Source organism: Enterobacter cloacae complex sp. GYL001, from assembly GCF_049237125.1.
Taxonomy (GTDB): domain Bacteria; phylum Pseudomonadota; class Gammaproteobacteria; order Enterobacterales; family Enterobacteriaceae; genus Enterobacter; species Enterobacter hormaechei_C.
Genome location: NZ_JBMKGW010000006.1, coordinates 1 through 15894 on the forward strand (window position 1 = coordinate 1; position 15894 = coordinate 15894).

15 protein-coding genes, 2 tRNA genes and 2 rRNA genes are annotated in these 15894 nt (G+C 52.9%); 12 read left to right on the forward strand and 7 right to left on the reverse strand.

The window, feature by feature from the left end:
- The 4 genes from ACOTWU_RS12575 to dkgB all read left to right on the forward strand — a co-directional run.
- Positions 1-99 (forward strand): 23S ribosomal RNA (locus tag ACOTWU_RS12575); the annotation flags it as partial.
- Positions 100-170: 71 nt separating this feature from the next.
- Positions 171-286, forward strand: a 5S ribosomal RNA gene (gene rrf, locus ACOTWU_RS12580).
- Positions 287-341: 55 nt separating this feature from the next.
- A tRNA-Asp gene (locus ACOTWU_RS12585) sits at positions 342-418 on the forward strand.
- Between the two features lie 160 nt (positions 419-578).
- Positions 579-1382 (forward strand): 2,5-didehydrogluconate reductase DkgB, encoded by an 804-nt coding sequence (gene dkgB / locus ACOTWU_RS12590; protein WP_126499273.1) that lies wholly within the window; start codon positions 579-581, stop codon positions 1380-1382.
- A 30-nt stretch (positions 1383-1412) separates the two neighbouring features.
- Here dkgB and yafC read toward each other — a convergent pair whose 3' ends face one another.
- Positions 1413-2318 (reverse strand): DNA-binding transcriptional regulator YafC, encoded by a 906-nt coding sequence (yafC, locus tag ACOTWU_RS12595; RefSeq protein WP_015571393.1) that lies wholly within the window; start codon positions 2316-2318, stop codon positions 1413-1415.
- A 103-nt stretch (positions 2319-2421) separates the two neighbouring features.
- On the opposite strand from yafC, the gene ACOTWU_RS12600 reads away from it, so the two are divergent.
- The 3 genes from ACOTWU_RS12600 (at position 2422) to ACOTWU_RS12610 (ending at position 5386) form a co-directional block, all read left to right on the forward strand.
- Positions 2422-3597: an MFS transporter gene (locus ACOTWU_RS12600; protein ID WP_047735164.1), complete on the forward strand. Its 1176-nt coding sequence runs from the start codon at positions 2422-2424 to the stop codon at positions 3595-3597.
- A gap of 137 nt (positions 3598-3734) precedes the next feature.
- Entirely contained in the window at positions 3735-4535 is an 801-nt protein-coding gene (locus ACOTWU_RS12605) for an endonuclease/exonuclease/phosphatase family protein (protein WP_026080641.1), read from the forward strand.
- A gap of 77 nt (positions 4536-4612) precedes the next feature.
- Complete coding sequence (locus tag ACOTWU_RS12610) at positions 4613-5386, forward strand: class I SAM-dependent methyltransferase (RefSeq protein ID WP_015571390.1); 774 nt, start codon at positions 4613-4615, stop codon at positions 5384-5386.
- 52 nt (positions 5387-5438) lie between these two features.
- On the opposite strand, the gene mltD is transcribed toward ACOTWU_RS12610, so the two are convergent.
- Positions 5439-6803, reverse strand: a complete 1365-nt coding sequence (gene mltD / locus ACOTWU_RS12615) for a murein transglycosylase D (protein WP_032671409.1) — start codon at positions 6801-6803, stop codon at positions 5439-5441.
- 68 nt (positions 6804-6871) lie between these two features.
- Positions 6872-7630 carry a hydroxyacylglutathione hydrolase gene (gene gloB, locus ACOTWU_RS12620; RefSeq protein WP_058689026.1) on the reverse strand — a complete coding sequence of 253 codons (759 nt, stop codon included), beginning with the start codon at positions 7628-7630 and terminating at the stop codon, positions 6872-6874.
- Between the two features lie 32 nt (positions 7631-7662).
- Between gloB and ACOTWU_RS12625 the strand changes: the two genes are divergently transcribed.
- The gene (locus tag ACOTWU_RS12625) at positions 7663-8379 is read left to right on the forward strand and encodes a class I SAM-dependent methyltransferase (protein WP_017383714.1); all 717 of its coding nucleotides are present in this window, start codon (positions 7663-7665) and stop codon (positions 8377-8379) included.
- Here the strand turns inward: ACOTWU_RS12625 and rnhA are convergent, their stop codons facing one another.
- Positions 8380-8958: a ribonuclease HI gene (gene rnhA / locus ACOTWU_RS12630; protein ID WP_160840538.1), complete on the reverse strand. Its 579-nt coding sequence runs from the start codon at positions 8956-8958 to the stop codon at positions 8380-8382.
- On the opposite strand from rnhA, the gene dnaQ reads away from it, so the two are divergent.
- Both dnaQ and ACOTWU_RS12640 read left to right on the forward strand, forming a co-directional pair.
- The gene (dnaQ, locus tag ACOTWU_RS12635) at positions 8912-9643 is read left to right on the forward strand and encodes a DNA polymerase III subunit epsilon (RefSeq protein WP_003863237.1); all 732 of its coding nucleotides are present in this window, start codon (positions 8912-8914) and stop codon (positions 9641-9643) included. The two genes, rnhA and dnaQ, sit on opposite strands and share 47 nt — an antisense overlap.
- Before the next feature lie 132 nt (positions 9644-9775).
- Positions 9776-9852 (forward strand) — tRNA-Asp (locus ACOTWU_RS12640).
- A gap of 100 nt (positions 9853-9952) precedes the next feature.
- Here the strand turns inward: ACOTWU_RS12640 and ACOTWU_RS12645 are convergent.
- Both ACOTWU_RS12645 and fadE read right to left on the reverse strand, forming a co-directional pair.
- A complete protein-coding gene (locus tag ACOTWU_RS12645; protein ID WP_045911133.1) occupies positions 9953-10723 on the reverse strand; it encodes an amidohydrolase in 771 nt (256 codons plus the stop codon).
- 107 nt (positions 10724-10830) lie between these two features.
- Entirely contained in the window at positions 10831-13275 is a 2445-nt protein-coding gene (fadE, locus tag ACOTWU_RS12650; protein ID WP_045340411.1) for an acyl-CoA dehydrogenase FadE, read from the reverse strand.
- 239 nt (positions 13276-13514) lie between these two features.
- On the opposite strand from fadE, the gene lpcA reads away from it, so the two are divergent.
- Positions 13515-14093, forward strand: coding sequence for a D-sedoheptulose 7-phosphate isomerase (lpcA, locus tag ACOTWU_RS12655; RefSeq protein ID WP_003863232.1), 579 nt, complete (start codon positions 13515-13517; stop codon positions 14091-14093).
- Positions 14094-14141: 48 nt separating this feature from the next.
- Positions 14142-14909 carry a class II glutamine amidotransferase gene (locus ACOTWU_RS12660; RefSeq protein WP_126499272.1) on the forward strand — a complete coding sequence of 256 codons (768 nt, stop codon included), beginning with the start codon at positions 14142-14144 and terminating at the stop codon, positions 14907-14909.
- Here ACOTWU_RS12660 and dpaA read toward each other — a convergent pair.
- Positions 14880-15620 carry a peptidoglycan meso-diaminopimelic acid protein amidase gene (gene dpaA / locus ACOTWU_RS12665; protein WP_006810008.1) on the reverse strand — a complete coding sequence of 247 codons (741 nt, stop codon included), beginning with the start codon at positions 15618-15620 and terminating at the stop codon, positions 14880-14882. The genes ACOTWU_RS12660 and dpaA overlap by 30 nt on opposite strands.
- Positions 15621-15894: the final 274 nt, after the last annotated feature.

The following is a 15894-nucleotide window of genomic DNA, read 5'->3' on the forward strand; positions in this document are numbered from 1 at the left end:
CTGAAGGAACGTTGAAGACGACGACGTTGATAGGTCGGGTGTGTAAGCGCAGCGATGCGTTGAGCTAACCGATACTAATGAACCGTGAGGCTTAATCTTACAACGCCGAAGGTGTTTTGGCGAAGAGACAGACAATCAAATTTCAGCCTGATACAGATTAACAGAATTTGCCTGGCGGCTGTAGCGCGGTGGTCCCACCTGACCCCATGCCGAACTCAGAAGTGAAACGCCGTAGCGCCGATGGTAGTGTGGGGTCTCCCCATGTGAGAGTAGGGAACTGCCAGGCATCAAATTAAGTAGTAAGCCGGTGCATTAATCCGGTGGTTACAGAAGTATTCGGTGGAGCGGTAGTTCAGTCGGTTAGAATACCTGCCTGTCACGCAGGGGGTCGCGGGTTCGAGTCCCGTCCGTTCCGCCACTTATTAAAAGCCCTGAGCTAACGCTCAGGGCTTTTTTCTTATCTGTCGTTTGATTGTTGCGAAATTAGCAAAAATCCTCTGCGGTTCACGATCTTTTTCGGCATAACAACTACAGCGATAATTCTCCTCAGTTTATGAACATAACGATTGAGGAATCATATGACTATCCCTGCACTGGGTCTGGGCACTTTCCGCCTGAAAGACGACGTTGTTATCGCATCTGTTAAAACCGCACTTGAGTTGGACTATCGTGCTATTGATACGGCGCAGATTTATGATAACGAAGCTGCCGTAGGCCAGGCCATCGAAGAGAGTGGCGTACCGCGCGACGAACTTTTCATCACCACTAAAATCTGGATTGAGAATCTCGGCCAAGACAAGCTGATCCCAAGCCTGAAGGAAAGTCTGAAAAAGCTGCGTACTGACTATGTTGATCTGACGCTGATCCACTGGCCATCACCTGACGATGCCGTCTCTGTGGAGGAGTTCATGCAGGCGCTGCTGGAAGCGAAAGAGCAGGGCTTAACGCGTAAAATTGGCATCTCTAACTTCACCATCCCGTTGATGGAAAGGGCCATTGCCGCAGTGGGTAAAGAAAATATTGCCACCAACCAGATTGAACTCTCTCCTTACCTGCAAAACCACAAAGTCGTGGACTGGGCGAAACAGCATGGTATTCACATCACCTCGTACATGACGCTGGCATATGGTAAGGCGCTGAAAGATGAAGTGATTGCACGCATCGCTGAAAAACACAATGCGACAGCCGCACAGGTGATCCTGGCATGGGCGATGGGTGAGGGCTATGCCGTGATCCCGTCTTCAACCAAACGTGAAAACCTGGCAAGTAACCTGTTAGCGCGGGATCTCCAGCTTGATGATGAAGATAAAAACGCGATCGCTGCACTGGAATGCAACGATCGTCTGGTCAGCCCGGAAGGGTTAGCACCAGACTGGGATTAATAAAAGCCCTTCCTCTGTACCCTTAAACCCTCACACAGCTCCTCCGGGAGCTGTTTTTATATGTTCGCTAAGGAAGTCGATAAAAGCGCGTATGCGCGTACTTACCGCTCTGTCACTGTAATACACTGCGCTAAAAGGCATCTCTACAGGTAAGCGTTTGTCAGCCATCAGTTCTACAAGCTGACCCGCAGCTATTTCCTTATCAATCATATAGTCTGATAAACAGGCGATCCCATTTCCTTCAAGACAAAGCTGTTTCAGCGTTTCTCCGCTATTAGACGAAAGTCCGCAAGTGATCTCATGAAGTTGTCCGTCATGACAGGCCACGGGCCAGGTGTTCAGCGAGACAGGTTCCGTAAAGCCCAGGCACAGGTGCTGCTTCAGCTCCTCAACGGTCTCCGGTTTGCCATGCTCTGCAATATATTGCGGTGACGCGATAATTTTGCGGTAGCTGGTGAACAGTGGGCGAGCGCGTAAACTTGAATCCGTCAGGGTTCCCGCGCGGATCGCCACATCAACTTTACGCTCAATCAGGTTAATAAACGTCTCTGAAGAGACCAGGGACAGAGTCATCTCCGGATAACGTTCCCGGAATGGCTTGATTAACGGCATCAGAAAATGAAGCACGACCGGCGTCGCCGCATCAATGCGTAGCAATCCACGCGGAGTGCTACGCGACTCCATTATTTCCGTCTCAGCTGCCGCCATCTCCTGCAAAACGGATTGTACGCGGCGAAAATAACGTTCACCTTCTTCCGTCAGGCTGAGCTGCCGCGTTGTTCTGTTGAGCAGACTTACCCCGAGCTTCATCTCCAGCTTTTTCACCGAGCGGCTGATGGCGGAGTTCGCCTGCCCGAGCTGTTCGGCCGCACGGCTGAAGCTGCCGCTTTCAACAACGGCAACAAAGATAGTCAGTTCTTCCGATGTGGCTTTCATTATTGCATCATCCGCAAAATTCTATTGAGATTCTAACCATTTTTGTTATTTAAACACTGGCGCATACTGCCTGTCATCTTAATCCTGAAGAGACGGAGTATTTATGCCACTGGCGCTTCTTGCCCTGACGATCAGTGCCTTCGCAATTGGCACGACCGAATTTGTTATTGTAGGACTTGTTCCCACTATTGCTGAACAACTCGCCATTTCGCTGCCTTCTGCCGGGCTGCTGGTATCTATTTACGCGTTAGGCGTCGCTGTTGGGGCGCCTGTGCTGACCGCACTGACTGGACGTTTTCCACGTAAACAACTGTTAGTTGCCCTGATGGTGCTCTTCACCGCCGGCAATATTCTGGCGTGGCAGGCTCCGGACTACACCACTCTGGTCATTGCCCGTTTGCTGACTGGCCTCGCGCACGGTGTCTTCTTCTCCATCGGCTCCACGATTGCAACCAGCCTGGTGCCAAAAGAGAAAGCGGCATCAGCCATTGCGATTATGTTTGGCGGCTTAACCGTCGCGCTGGTCACCGGCGTGCCGTTAGGAACGTTTATTGGGCAACATTTTGGCTGGCGAGAAACCTTCCTCGCGGTATCGCTGTTGGGCGTAATTGCTCTGGTAGCCAGCCTGCTACTGGTGCCCTCCAGTATTCCGGGGCGCGCGAGCGCCAGCCTGAGCGATCAGGTTAAGGTTCTGACACACCCGCGCCTGCTGCTGATCTATGCCGTTACGGCTCTGGGTTATGGAGGTGTGTTCACTGCGTTCACTTTCCTTGCACCGATGATGCAGGAACTGGCTGGTTTTTCTCCGGGCGCAGTGAGCTGGATTTTACTGGGCTACGGTATCTCCGTCGCAATCGGCAATATCTGGGGCGGCAAGCTTGCAGATAAGCATGGTGCGGTACCGGCGCTAAAATTTATCTTCGCCGCGCTGGTTGTCCTGCTGATGATTTTCCAGTTCACCGCGTCGATACAATACGCAGCGCTGGTAACTGTGTTGGTTATGGGAATATTCGCGTTTGGTAACGTACCGGGATTGCAGGTCTATGTTGTACAGAAAGCCGAACGCTTTACGCCCAATGCGGTGGATGTCGCATCCGGCCTGAATATCGCCGCATTCAATATCGGTATCGCACTCGGATCGGTTATCGGCGGGCAGACGGTTGAACACGTTGGATTAACCCAAACGCCATGGATTGGTGCGGTAATTGTGCTTGTCGCTTTCCTGCTTATTGGTCTGAGTGGACGGCTTGATAAATCCGCTCGTATCGCGCTTGGATAAGTATCAGTAAGTGCTTGCTTACAAAACTGGAAAGCGGTTTCTCAGTAATTGCGTTGAAAGTGTGACCTAAAATCCCTATAACATTAGAACCAGTCCGTTTTCCGGGCTGGTTCATGTTACAGAGGTCGTTTCCAAAAGTGCGAAAAAATACCTATGCCATGCGTTATGTTGCCGGAATGCCCGCGGAGAGGATCTTGCCTCCGGGGTCGTTTGCGAGCCTGGGTCAGGCATTACCAGCGGGCACGCCATTAAGCAGTGACGAAAAAATTCGCGTACTGGTGTGGAACATCTTTAAACAACAGCGTGCGGAGTGGTTATCCGTACTTAAAAATTTTGGTAAAGATGCGCATCTGGTTCTGTTACAGGAGGCGCAAACCACGCCTGAGCTGGTCAGGTTTGCAACGACAAACTATCTTGCAGCCGATCAGGTGCCTGCCTTTGTTCTGCCACAGCATCCTTCTGGGGTGATGACCCTTTCAGCCGCACATCCGGTCTATTGCTGCCCGCTGCGTGAACGTGAGCCAATCCTGCGTCTGGCAAAATCGGCGCTGGTCACGGTCTATCCGTTGCCCGACACCCGTCTGCTGATGGTGGTAAACATTCATGCGGTGAACTTCAGCCTGGGTGTTGATGTGTACAGTAAGCAGTTACTACCCATTGGCGATCAGATTGCTCATCACAGTGGGCCGATCATTATGGCCGGGGACTTCAATGCCTGGAGCCGTCCGCGTATGAACGCGTTGTACCGCTTCGCGCGTGAAATGTCGCTGCGTGAAGTTCGTTTTAACGATGACCAGCGCAAGAAAGCGTTTGGTCGTCCTCTCGATTTTGTATTCTATCGGGGTTTAAGCGTGCACGACGCCTCCGTTCTGGTGACGCGCGCCTCCGATCATAATCCTCTACTAGTTGAATTCAGTCCCGGCAAACCTGATAAATAATGGTGCGTCAGGTCTGCCGTGGGGCAGGCCTGTGCGGGTGCTGCCCTTTATTTTTTAACCCATAAAAGGACAGCAACATGACAACAACACACTCCCATCATGACAACGTCGAAAAACAGTTTGGTTCTCAGGCAAGTGCCTACCTGAGCAGCGCCGTGCACGCCTCTGGCCGCGATCTGGTACGTCTCGGCGAACGGCTCGCCGCGTTTCCTGACGCGCACGTGCTGGACTTAGGCTGCGGGGCGGGGCACGCCAGTTTTACCGCCGCACAGCAGGTTGCTCAGGTGACGGCATATGACTTATCGAGCCAGATGCTGGATGTGGTTGCTGAAGCGGCGAAAGCGAAAGGGCTGAATAACGTCACGACGCGCCAGGGCTACGCTGAATCTTTACCCTTTGAGGATGCGTCGTTTGAGGTTGTGATTAGCCGTTACTCTGCACACCACTGGCATGATGTGGGGCAGGCATTACGGGAAGTGAAACGCGTGCTCAAACCGGGCGGAATCTTCATCATCATGGACGTGATGTCTCCCGGACATCCGGTACGAAATATCTGGCTCCAGACGGTTGAAGCGCTGCGTGATACCTCGCACGTGCAAAACTACTCCAGTGGAGAGTGGCTTACGTTTATCACCGAAGCCGGCTTGATTTCACGCTCATTGATAACCGACCGTTTGCCGCTGGAGTTCACATCATGGATTGCACGGATGCGCACACCCGAGGCATTGACTCAGGCGATCCGATTGTATCAGGAGAGCGCCTCTGCTGACGTGAAGGCGTACTTTGAACTGCATGATGATGGTTCGTTTACCAGCGACACCATTATGGCTGAAGCGCAAAAAGCGGGATAAATAAAAAAGGCACCGAGGGGAATCGGTGCCTTTTTAACAAGCGATCGTACTATCAGGAATCTGGCGTAGCGCTGTTTTTCACAAACAACGTCAGCTGGTCGCCAGGTTGCAGGTTGTCAGTATCGTTGTTCCAGCGCATCACATCTTTGATGTTTACGCCGTGACGCTTAGCAATACTGGACAGCGAGTCGCCTTTACGTACGCGATAGGTAATGCTATCGCTGTTTTTAGCGAGACGCTGTGCACTGCTACCTGCACCTACGGTCAGCGTTTGACCCACTTTCAGACCAGATCCGCGCAGATTATTCCACTGCTGGAGATCTTTCGCATTCACGCCAAGACGTGATGCAATACCTGAAAGCGTATCACCTGAACGCACCTTATAGCTGCGGCTGCTTACAGGCGACGTATCAGCGATCAGCGTGGACTGAACGGCTGCAATTTCACCCGAAGCTAAAGACTCTCGTAACTGTTCCGCATGTTTCTGCGGAACCATCACATAGCCAGGGCCACTAGCGCCCAGCGTGGAGCCTTTAACACCTGCATTAAAGGTTTTAAGCTTACTTACCGACATACCCGTCATATCGGCAACCTGTTGAATATCAACCGGGCTGCTGAGGCGGACACGCGCCAGTGCACGACTTTCGTCTGGTGTTGGCAGTTGTACACCGTAACGTTTGCTGTTCTTGAGAATATCGCCCAGTGCCAGCATTTTCGGTACGTAAATCTTTGTTTCCTGTGGCAGTGAGAGCGACCAGAAGTCTGTGGATTTTCCACGCGCTTTATTCGCTTTCATTGCCTTCAGTACACGACCTTCACCACTGTTATACGCTGCGACGGTCAATAACCAGTCGCCGTCAAACATCTTGTTCAGACGTTGCATCATGTCGAGAGCGGCTGTCGTTGAAGCGACAACATCACGACGCGCATCGTAGTTGCGGGTCTGCTTTAAACCATAATTTCGCCCTGTGCTCGGAATGATCTGCCAGATGCCTGCTGCATTGGCGCCAGACGTCGCGTGCGGGTCAAAAGCGCTCTCCACTATGGGTAGTAGTACCAGTTCCATAGGCATGTTACGTTTCTTAACTTGCCCGGCTATCCAGTACATATACGGCTCTGCCCGTAATGTTACATCGTGGAGATAGCTCTTATTTCTCAAATACTTCTGTTTCTGTTCGCGAATCCGGCTGTTTTCCGGAATTCCCATCTTTAGCTCGTCGCCAATAGAGGCCCACAAGTCTTGTTCCTGCGCGAAGGATGTCCCATCGTCCAACCATCGCGCCTGACTCGTAAACTTCCCTGCTTCCCCTTGACCAGCCGCAGAAAGGCTCTGTGCGTGCTGTTGTACGTTGCTGCCGTTTTGTGACTGGCAACCTACAAGCAGGACAGAGGCGAGTAATATCGCTTTTGCCTTCATGTGTGTGTCAATAGTTGCTTAAAAGACGAGCGATGATAACGGCGAAATTTTGAAAAGGCAACCCGCAATTATCTGAAGTTATCTTTCTTTGACCTTAACCATGCAAATCGCGCTTCAGGTTGTAACAAATTTGTTTCTTGATTAATTTTATTAATTAAATCAACATCATCAGTTCTTAAAAATAAATTTATTTGTCGCTCTTTTTTCAGAATTACGGGGAGTGTTTTTTGGTTTTTTGCACGTAACTCCTTCACTTTCTGGTAATAATCCTGAATCGCCCGATCCTCAGGCAGCACGCTTGCAGCAAACTTCATATTCCCTAATGTATACTCATGTGCGCAACAAATTACGGTGTCGGCTGGCAGCGCATTAATTTTTTGTAAAGATTGATACATCTGTTCTGGCGTGCCTTCAAACAGCCTTCCACAGCCGCCAGAAAACAGCGTGTCGCCACAAAACAGATAAGGTTTGCTGTAGAAACAGAGATGACCGGAAGTGTGACCTGGCGTAGCAAATACGGAAAACTCCCACCCGAGGATGAGGATACTTTCGCCTTCTTCAACAACTTGCGTCGTACCCTTATCCTGTGTCTCTGCTGGTCCGTAGACGGGTAGATGGGGATAGCGTGCAAGGAGATCGGGAACACCGCCGACATGATCGTGATGGTGATGGGTAAGGAGGATCGCCTCCGGCTGCCAGCCGTTTTCTTTAATCGCGTGCAGGATCGGTGCGGATTCGCCTGGATCAACAATGATGCATCTGCGATCGTCGTCGACTAAAACCCAGATGTAATTGTCCTGAAAGGCGGAAATACTGATAAGATTCATGCATTACCTCTTATAGCGTGGCGGGTGTTTTGATGAAACCGGCAAGGATACCTCAGACTGTCGCACCACCGGAACGTTGGGCAGAGTTGCCCTGGGGTGAATATTATCGCGAGGCCTTAGAACTTCAGCTTAAACCCTGGCTCGCGAAAATGTATGGTTTTCACCTGCTTAAGATTGGCAATCTGAGCGCAGAAATCAATACCGAAAGCTGCGCTATCTCGCATCAGGTTAGCGTATCGCTTAATGGCTCCCCGGTTCAGGTGAAAGCGGATCCGCTGCATTTGCCGTTTGCGGAAAAATCCATTGATGCCTGTCTGCTCGCCCACACGCTGCCCTGGTGCAGCGATCCCCATCGTCTGCTGCGGGAAGCCGACCGCGTTTTGATTGATGACGGCTGGCTGATCCTGAGCGGTTTTAATCCGCTGAGTCTGATGGGGCTACGTAAACTGACGCCCGTTCTGCGTCGCACGCCGCCTTATAACAGCAGGATGTTTACCATGATGCGCCAGCTGGACTGGCTTTCACTGTTAAATTTCGAAGTGCTAAGCTACGGGGGTTTTCAGGTCATCCCCTGGACGCGTAAAGGCGGGGTCTTATTAAGCACCCATTTACCCGCGCTGGGCTGCATGCAATTTATTGTCGCGCGTAAGAGGACGATCCCCCTTACGCTCAACCCGATGAAGCAAAGCAAATCAAAAACGCGGATCCGCCAGACCGTGGGGGCCACGCGGCAGTACAAAAAACCGTGATCAGGATTCAGGTTGATAACCTGCATCCTCATGGGTCGGGTTGGATGCCGCCGCGCGAGCCAGCTCGTCACAGCGTTCGTTTTCAGGATGACCGGCGTGCCCCTTTACCCACTCCCATTTGATTTCGTGCTGACCGAGGGCGGCATCAAGACGCTTCCAGAGATCGACATTCTTGACGGGTTTTTTCTCTGCCGTTTTCCAGCCCCGCTTTTTCCAGTTGTGGATCCATTGGGTAATGCCCTGGCGGACATACTGGCTGTCGGTACTCAGCACCACGTCACAATGTTCTTTTAACGCTTCCAGCGCCACGATGGCCGCCATCAACTCCATGCGGTTGTTGGTGGTCAGGAAATAGCCTTCACTAAATGTTTTTTCATGCTGGCGATAGCGCATAATGGCGCCATAGCCGCCGGGCCCTGGGTTACCGAGACAAGATCCATCGGTGAAAATTTCTACCTGTTTACGCATCTCTGGTAGACTTCCTGTATTTGAAACGTTCAGTAAAACGATAAGTCTGACATAAATGACCGCTATGAGCACTGCAATTACTCGCCAGATTGTTCTTGATACCGAAACCACCGGTATGAACCAGATTGGCGCCCACTACGAAGGGCACAAAATCATTGAGATTGGTGCCGTTGAAGTGGTGAACCGTCGCCTTACGGGCAACAACTTCCACGTTTACCTTAAACCCGATCGGCTGGTGGACCCGGAAGCGTTCGGCGTTCACGGAATTGCCGATGAGTTTTTGCTGGATAAGCCCACCTTTGCCGACGTCGCAGATGAATTTCTCGACTACATCAGAGGTGCGGAACTTGTCATTCATAACGCGTCGTTCGATATCGGCTTTATGGACTATGAGTTCAGCAAGCTCAACCGTGATATTCCGAAGACGAATACGTTCTGTAAAGTCACGGATAGCCTGGCGCTGGCAAGGAAGATGTTCCCCGGCAAGCGTAACAGCCTTGATGCCCTGTGCTCTCGCTATGAGATAGACAACACCAAGCGAACGCTGCACGGCGCGTTGCTCGATGCCCAGATCCTGGCCGATGTCTACCTGACCATGACCGGCGGGCAAACGTCGATGAAATTCAGTATGGAAAATGAATCCCAGCAGACGCGGGATGAAGGGGGAATTCAGCGTATTGTGCGTCAGGCGAATCGCCTGCGGGTTGTTTTAGCCAGTGATGAAGAACTGATGAACCATGAATCTCGTCTCGATTTAGTGCAGAAGAAGGGCGGAAGCTGTCTGTGGCGCACGTGAAAATGTGCTGAAACGTTTGTTAAATCACCGTTTGGGTGAATTTTGCAGCAAACGATTCAAAACCTGAGAAAAAGCGTTGACGAGTTCAGAGGCAAACCGTAATATTCGCCTCGTTCCCCAAACGGGAACAGTGGAGCGGTAGTTCAGTCGGTTAGAATACCTGCCTGTCACGCAGGGGGTCGCGGGTTCGAGTCCCGTCCGTTCCGCCACTATTCAGGCCCATGTTATTTATAACGTGGGCCTTTTTCATTTCTGATTTTCCCTGATGTTACGCAAGGCGATAAGCTAGGGTAACATCGCGGGTTGCGTTTATCCGATCGTAAACGGATCTGCATCCTGCCAGGCCGGAAACTTCTCCCGATACTCCTTTAACGCCGTTAACGAGATCTCAGCGTCAATTCGTGTTGCCTGATGCGGCTCGGCGGTGGCAATAATCTCACCCTGCGGACTGATCACCCGGCTGTCACCGCGATAGTGATGCCCGTTGCCGTCCGTTCCTACGCGGTTACAGCCAACGACATAAGCCTGATTTTCAATCGCGCGCGCGGTCAGTAAAGCCTGCCAGTGCAGGGAGCGTGGGGCGGGCCAGTTGGCGACGTACAACGCCAGGTCATAATCGTTGCGGTTGCGCGACCACACCGGGAAGCGCAGGTCATAGCAGACCAGCGGCAGAATACGCCAGCCGCGCCATTCAAATACCACGCGTTCGCTTCCGGCTTCATAATGTTGATGTTCGTCCGCCATGCGGAACAGGTGGCGCTTATCGTAGAAATGGACTTTTCCTTCCGGCTCGACCAGCAGGAAGCGGTTGACCGGTCCGCGCCCGGTCTGGAGTGCGACGCTACCGGCAATCAGCGCGTTTGTTTCCTGCGCCCTGGCGTGCATCCAGGCCACCACCTCGTCCTGCGGCATGGACTGTTTTGCTGCCTCCATCGCGAAACCTGTGGTGAACATCTCCGGCAGGACAATCACATCGCGTCCGGTAATCTCTTCCAGCTGGCGATCAAAATGGCGAAGGTTGGCGGGGCCGTCCATCCACACTAAAGGTTGCTGCAAAACAGAAATCTTTAAACCAGGCACGATACAGGCTCCTTAATAAACACTTTTTGACACTGTAGCACGTCATTACCAGAAAATGTGGCAATAAAAAACCCCGCGCGGGGCGGGGTTTGTGAGAGCAAAAGGCCTTATGCCGCTTCAGGTTTGCGGTGCTTCTCTGGCAGCTTTACCGGCTGTGTCGCCAGCTCTTCAGGTTCGAAATCATCCACATTAATACTGCGCAGACGGCTCTCTTCGGCTTTCACCAGAATCGCAGCTTCGCTGTTGTCGATGATGCCACCCGCCAGCGCCTGTTTTGCCAGCTCATCCAGTCGTGTAAACGGCAGGTTTTTGCCCAGCTGTTTGCAGATCTTCTGGTGAATCGGGTCGGCGGCCATCACGTCAAGCAGCGCCTCTTCCAGCAAGCCTACCGGGTTATGCGGGGTAGGTGCCAGATATTGACCCCGACCAATACGAGAGCGGGTTGCGCTCGGTACCTGGAGGATCTTCGCTACCTTGTGATCCAGCTTGTCGGACGGCGCCAGGTGATGACGACCGGTCGGGAAGATCACGACGCGCAGGGCACCCGCTACGAAGCGGTTCGGGAAGTTCGCCAGCAGATCGTCAATTGCCTGTTCGGCCTGATACATCGCATCCTGCACGCCCCAGTGCACCAGCGGCAGATCCGCTTCCTGACGGCCTTCATCGTCGTAGCGTTTCAGCACCGCAGAGGCCAGGAAGATCTGGCTCAGCACATCACCCAGACGGGCGGAGATGCGTTCGCGACGCTTCAGGCTACCGCCCAGGACGGCCATTGAGACGTCAGACAGCAGGGCCAGGTTGGCGCTCAGACGGTTCAGATGCTGGTAGTAACGTTTGGTCGCATCGCCGGTTGGCGTCGCGCTGGTCAGCCCGCGCGTCAGGCCCAGCCAGAAGCTGCGCACCTTGTTGCTACCGACGTGGCCGATATGTTTGAACAGCAGCTTGTCGAAGGCATCCACATCATTATTCTGCGCGGCAGCCATCTCTTCCAGCACGTACGGATGGCAGCGAATCGCACCCTGGCCGAAGATCATCATGCTGCGGGTCAGGATGTTTGCCCCTTCCACGGTGATGGCAATCGGCGCACCCTGATAGCCGCGCGCCAGGAAGTTGCCTTCGCCGAGCATGATACCTTTACCGCCTGCGATATCCATTGCATCAATAATTGACTGCTGTGCGCGGTGGGTACAGTGATACTTCACAATCGCCGACAGCACGGCGGGTTTTTCGCCCAGCATAATGCCGTAGGTAATCAGCGAGGCTGCGGCGTCCATCACGTAGGCATTGCCCGCAATACGCGCCAGCGGCTCTTCGATACCTTCCATCTTGCCGATGGAGATTTTGAACTGACGGCGGATATGCGCGTAAGCCCCAATCCCCATCGCCACCGATTTCAGACCGCCTGTTGAGTTCGACGGCAGGGTAATGCCGCGGCCCACAGACAGACATTCCACCAGCATACGCCAGCCCTGCCCGGCCATTTTCGGGCCACCGATGATGTAGTCAATCGGAACAAAGATATCCTGACCGCGGGTTGGACCGTTCTGGAAGGGTACGTTCAGCGGGAAGTGACGGCGACCAATTTCAACGCCCGGAGTCGAGGTTGGGATCAGCGCACAGGTAATACCCAGCTCTTCTTCACCGCCCAGCAGTTTTTCCGGGTCAGAGAGTTTGAACGCCAGGCCCAGCACCGTGGCGATAGGTGCTAGGGTGATATAACGTTTGTTCCAGGTCAGGCGCATGCCCAGCACCTGCTGGCCCTGCCATTCGCCCATGCAAACCACGCCGGTATCAGGAATTGCGCCGGCATCGGAGCCTGCCTCCGGGCTGGTCAGCGCGAAGCACGGAATTTCCTGACCACGCGCCAGACGCGGCAGGTAGTGATCTTTCTGCTCTTCTGTACCGTAATGCTGTAACAGCTCGCCCGGGCCTAAGGAGTTTGGCACGCCAACGGTGATCGCCAGGATCCCGGAGACACCCGCCAGTTTTTGCAGTACGCGAGCCTGAGCGTAAGCGGAGAATTCCAGACCGCCGTACTCTTTCTTAATGATCATCGCGAAGAAGCGATGCTCTTTCAGGTATGCCCACAGCTCAGGCGGCAGGTCGGCCATTTCGTGAGTGATGGCAAAGTCGTTTGCCATGCGGCACGCTTCTTCTACCGGACCATCAATAAAGGCTTGTTCTTCGGCGGTCAGACGCGGCTGCGGATAGTTGTGAAGCTTTTTCCAGTCCGGGTTGCCCTGGAACAGATCGCCTTCCCACCAGGTCGTACCGGCGTCAATCGCTTCTTTCTCTGTACGCGACATCGGCGGCATCACTTTACGGAATCCCCTGAACACCGGCGCAGAGATCATCGACTTACGCATCGGCGTCAGGTTGAACGGCAGCAAAATGATGGCCAGGGGAACAAGGACCCAGATATTCCACAGGCCAGCGACGCCAAGTGCAGCCGTCCAGGCCAGAAGAATCAGGCTACTCAGGAATAAACTGACACGGTGATAGAACAACACACCGAGCAGTACAACGGTTGCGAGAATGCTCAAAATCATCATAAAGAAAAGCTCCCTTGCTTGTAGGAGGTCTGACCACTTGTGATGATATGGTTGTAGTTGATGTCATTTCCTTTAGCAATGTGTTTACAAAATAATTACAACCTGGTTCACATTGTTCGCGTTTTAGCCGGCACAAAAAATCAAAACGCCGGACGATTCGCATGGCTTTAGCTTCTCGCTTTTACTGCTATCCGGTACACTCCACTGTGTTATTTCATCAATACTGAAGGATTATCCTCATGTACCAGGATCTTATTCGTAACGAACTGAACGAAGCGGCGGAAACGCTGGCGAATTTTCTGAAAGATGATGCCAATATTCACGCTATTCAGCGCGCGGCGGTCCTGCTTGCCGACAGCTTCAAAGCCGGCGGTAAAGTGCTCTCCTGCGGTAACGGCGGTTCCCACTGTGACGCCATGCACTTCGCCGAAGAGCTGACCGGACGCTATCGCGAAAACCGTCCGGGCTACCCGGCGATTGCGATTTCCGACGTGAGCCACATCTCCTGTGTAGGCAACGACTTCGGTTACGACCATATCTTTTCCCGCTACGTTGAAGCCGTAGGCCGTGAAGGCGACGTGCTGCTGGGTATCTCCACGTCCGGTAACTCTGCTAACGTGATCAAAGCGATCGCCGCCGCGCGTGAGAAGGGCATGAAAGTGATCACCCTGACCGGGAAAGATGGCGGTAAGATGGACGGTACAGCGGACATTGAAATCCGTGTACCACACTTCGGTTATGCGGATCGCGTTCAGGAAATTCACATCAAAGTGATCCACATCCTGATCCAACTGATCGAAAAAGAGATGGTTAAGTAAGACTTCGCTGGGGGGCGCCGGTGCCCCCCGCTGTTGTGGAGGTGATCTATGTGCGAACTGCTCGGGATGAGCGCCAATGTGCCAACCGATATCTGCTTTAGTTTTACCGGGCTGGTTCAGCGCGGTGGAGGAACCGGGCCGCATAAAGACGGCTGGGGTATTACCTTCTACGAAGGCAAAGGATGTCGCACGTTTAAAGATCCACAACCCAGCTTTAACTCACCCATTGCCAGACTGGTGCAGGACTATCCTATTAAATCCTGTTCGGTGATCGCCCATATCCGCCAGGCAAATCGCGGCGAAGTGGCGCTGGAAAATACCCATCCGTTTACCCGTGAACTGTGGGGCCGTAACTGGACCTATGCACACAACGGGCAGCTTTCGGGCTATAAGTCGCTGGAAACCGGCAATTTCCGTCCTGTCGGTGAAACGGACAGCGAAAAAGCATTTTGCTGGCTGCTGCACAAGCTGAACGAGCGCTACCCCCGTACGCCCGGCAACATGACCGCCGTTTTTAAGTACATAGCGTCACTGGCGTCTGAGTTACGCGAGAAGGGCGTCTTTAATATGCTGCTGTCTGACGGGCGCTACGTGATGGCGTTCTGCTCGACGAATCTGTTCTGGATCACCCGACGTGCGCCGTTTGGCGTCGCCACGCTGCTCGATCAGGATGTGGAAATTGATTTTCAGAAGGAGACCACACCGAACGATGTGGTCACTGTCATTGCAACGCAGCCGCTGACCGGCAACGAAACCTGGCAAAAGATTATGCCAGGCGAGTGGGCGCTATTTTGTCTCGGGGACCGCGTAATTTGACGCCAGCTGCGGCTGAACCACTTCATGGCTGAGCGGTTTACTCACCACGTAACGGCCATTGACGATGGACACCACCGGCGGCTTATGGGTCTGCTCGAAGTAGTCATAGCCCGGTTTTAGCTGTTTCCAGAAATCTGTGTAAACAGAGTATTTATGGCGCGCCATGTTCGCATCCGTCATACGGAACGGATAGATGCTGACCTGAACATTCGGCTGGCCGAAGACCAGTGCGCCCGTGACAAACTGGAAGATTTCATCAATGCCGGAATCCGTCATCGCATAACAACCGACAGACACGCAGGCACCGTGAATCATCAGGTATTTCCCTTCGTAACCGTGCGCACGGTCGAAGGCATTGGGGAAACCGATGTTAATCGCTTTATAGAACCGGCTGTCCGGTTTTAGCTGGTTACGCTGAACGTTGTAAAACCCTTCCGGACTTTTGAAGTCACCCTGGCGCTGTTTCGGCCCCAGCCCGCCAGAATAGTTACAGATTTTGTAGCTATCGAGCAGCTGATACGTCTCGCCCATTTTGACAAACAGATCGAGTGTGCGCTCTTCCTTGAAGATTTGAATATAAACCGGGGATCCCATCAACTGCTGTTTATACTCTTTGCTGACCGGCGTCGTTGAACTATTACTGCCAAGCAGCCCGGCAAACGACATGCACGGTATCAGAAGCATCGCAATGAACAATGCGATTTTACGCATACTACTGGTTCCTTGATAAAACAATGACCAACTTGCCAGAACGGCAAAAGACACCCGAAATCAGACTAATCTGGACAGGAGCGCTCACATTAGCACCGATGGAGATTTTCGCAAGAGCCAACCTTTGCGTTTACAAATTAGTTTTACTTTATAACCCATTCATAATGTCCTGACTCCAGGAACTTTGCGCAATAGCTCGCATTTCGGCGCGCCAGACGGCGGATTTGCTGCCCCTGGCAGGGCCGAAAATGGTACACTCCGGCCTCTCTGGATT

Bases quoted from the DNA above. Each gene is read 5' to 3' on its own strand.
- gloB (WP_058689026.1), bottom strand. From the start codon at position 7,630: ATGAATCTTATCAGTATTTCCGCCTTTCAGGACAATTACATCTGGGTT.
- ACOTWU_RS12660 (WP_126499272.1), top strand. From the start codon at position 14,142: ATGTGCGAACTGCTCGGGATGAGCGCCAATGTGCCAACCGATATCTGC.
- dnaQ (WP_003863237.1), top strand. From the start codon at position 8,912: ATGAGCACTGCAATTACTCGCCAGATTGTTCTTGATACCGAAACCACC.
- ACOTWU_RS12610 (WP_015571390.1), top strand. From the start codon at position 4,613: ATGACAACAACACACTCCCATCATGACAACGTCGAAAAACAGTTTGGT.
- ACOTWU_RS12600 (WP_047735164.1), top strand. From the start codon at position 2,422: ATGCCACTGGCGCTTCTTGCCCTGACGATCAGTGCCTTCGCAATTGGC.
- lpcA (WP_003863232.1), top strand. From the start codon at position 13,515: ATGTACCAGGATCTTATTCGTAACGAACTGAACGAAGCGGCGGAAACG.
- dpaA (WP_006810008.1), bottom strand. From the start codon at position 15,620: ATGCGTAAAATCGCATTGTTCATTGCGATGCTTCTGATACCGTGCATG.
- ACOTWU_RS12625 (WP_017383714.1), top strand. From the start codon at position 7,663: ATGAAACCGGCAAGGATACCTCAGACTGTCGCACCACCGGAACGTTGG.
- mltD (WP_032671409.1), bottom strand. From the start codon at position 6,803: ATGAAGGCAAAAGCGATATTACTCGCCTCTGTCCTGCTTGTAGGTTGC.
- yafC (WP_015571393.1), bottom strand. From the start codon at position 2,318: ATGAAAGCCACATCGGAAGAACTGACTATCTTTGTTGCCGTTGTTGAA.
- dkgB (WP_126499273.1), top strand. From the start codon at position 579: ATGACTATCCCTGCACTGGGTCTGGGCACTTTCCGCCTGAAAGACGAC.
- fadE (WP_045340411.1), bottom strand. From the start codon at position 13,275: ATGATGATTTTGAGCATTCTCGCAACCGTTGTACTGCTCGGTGTGTTG.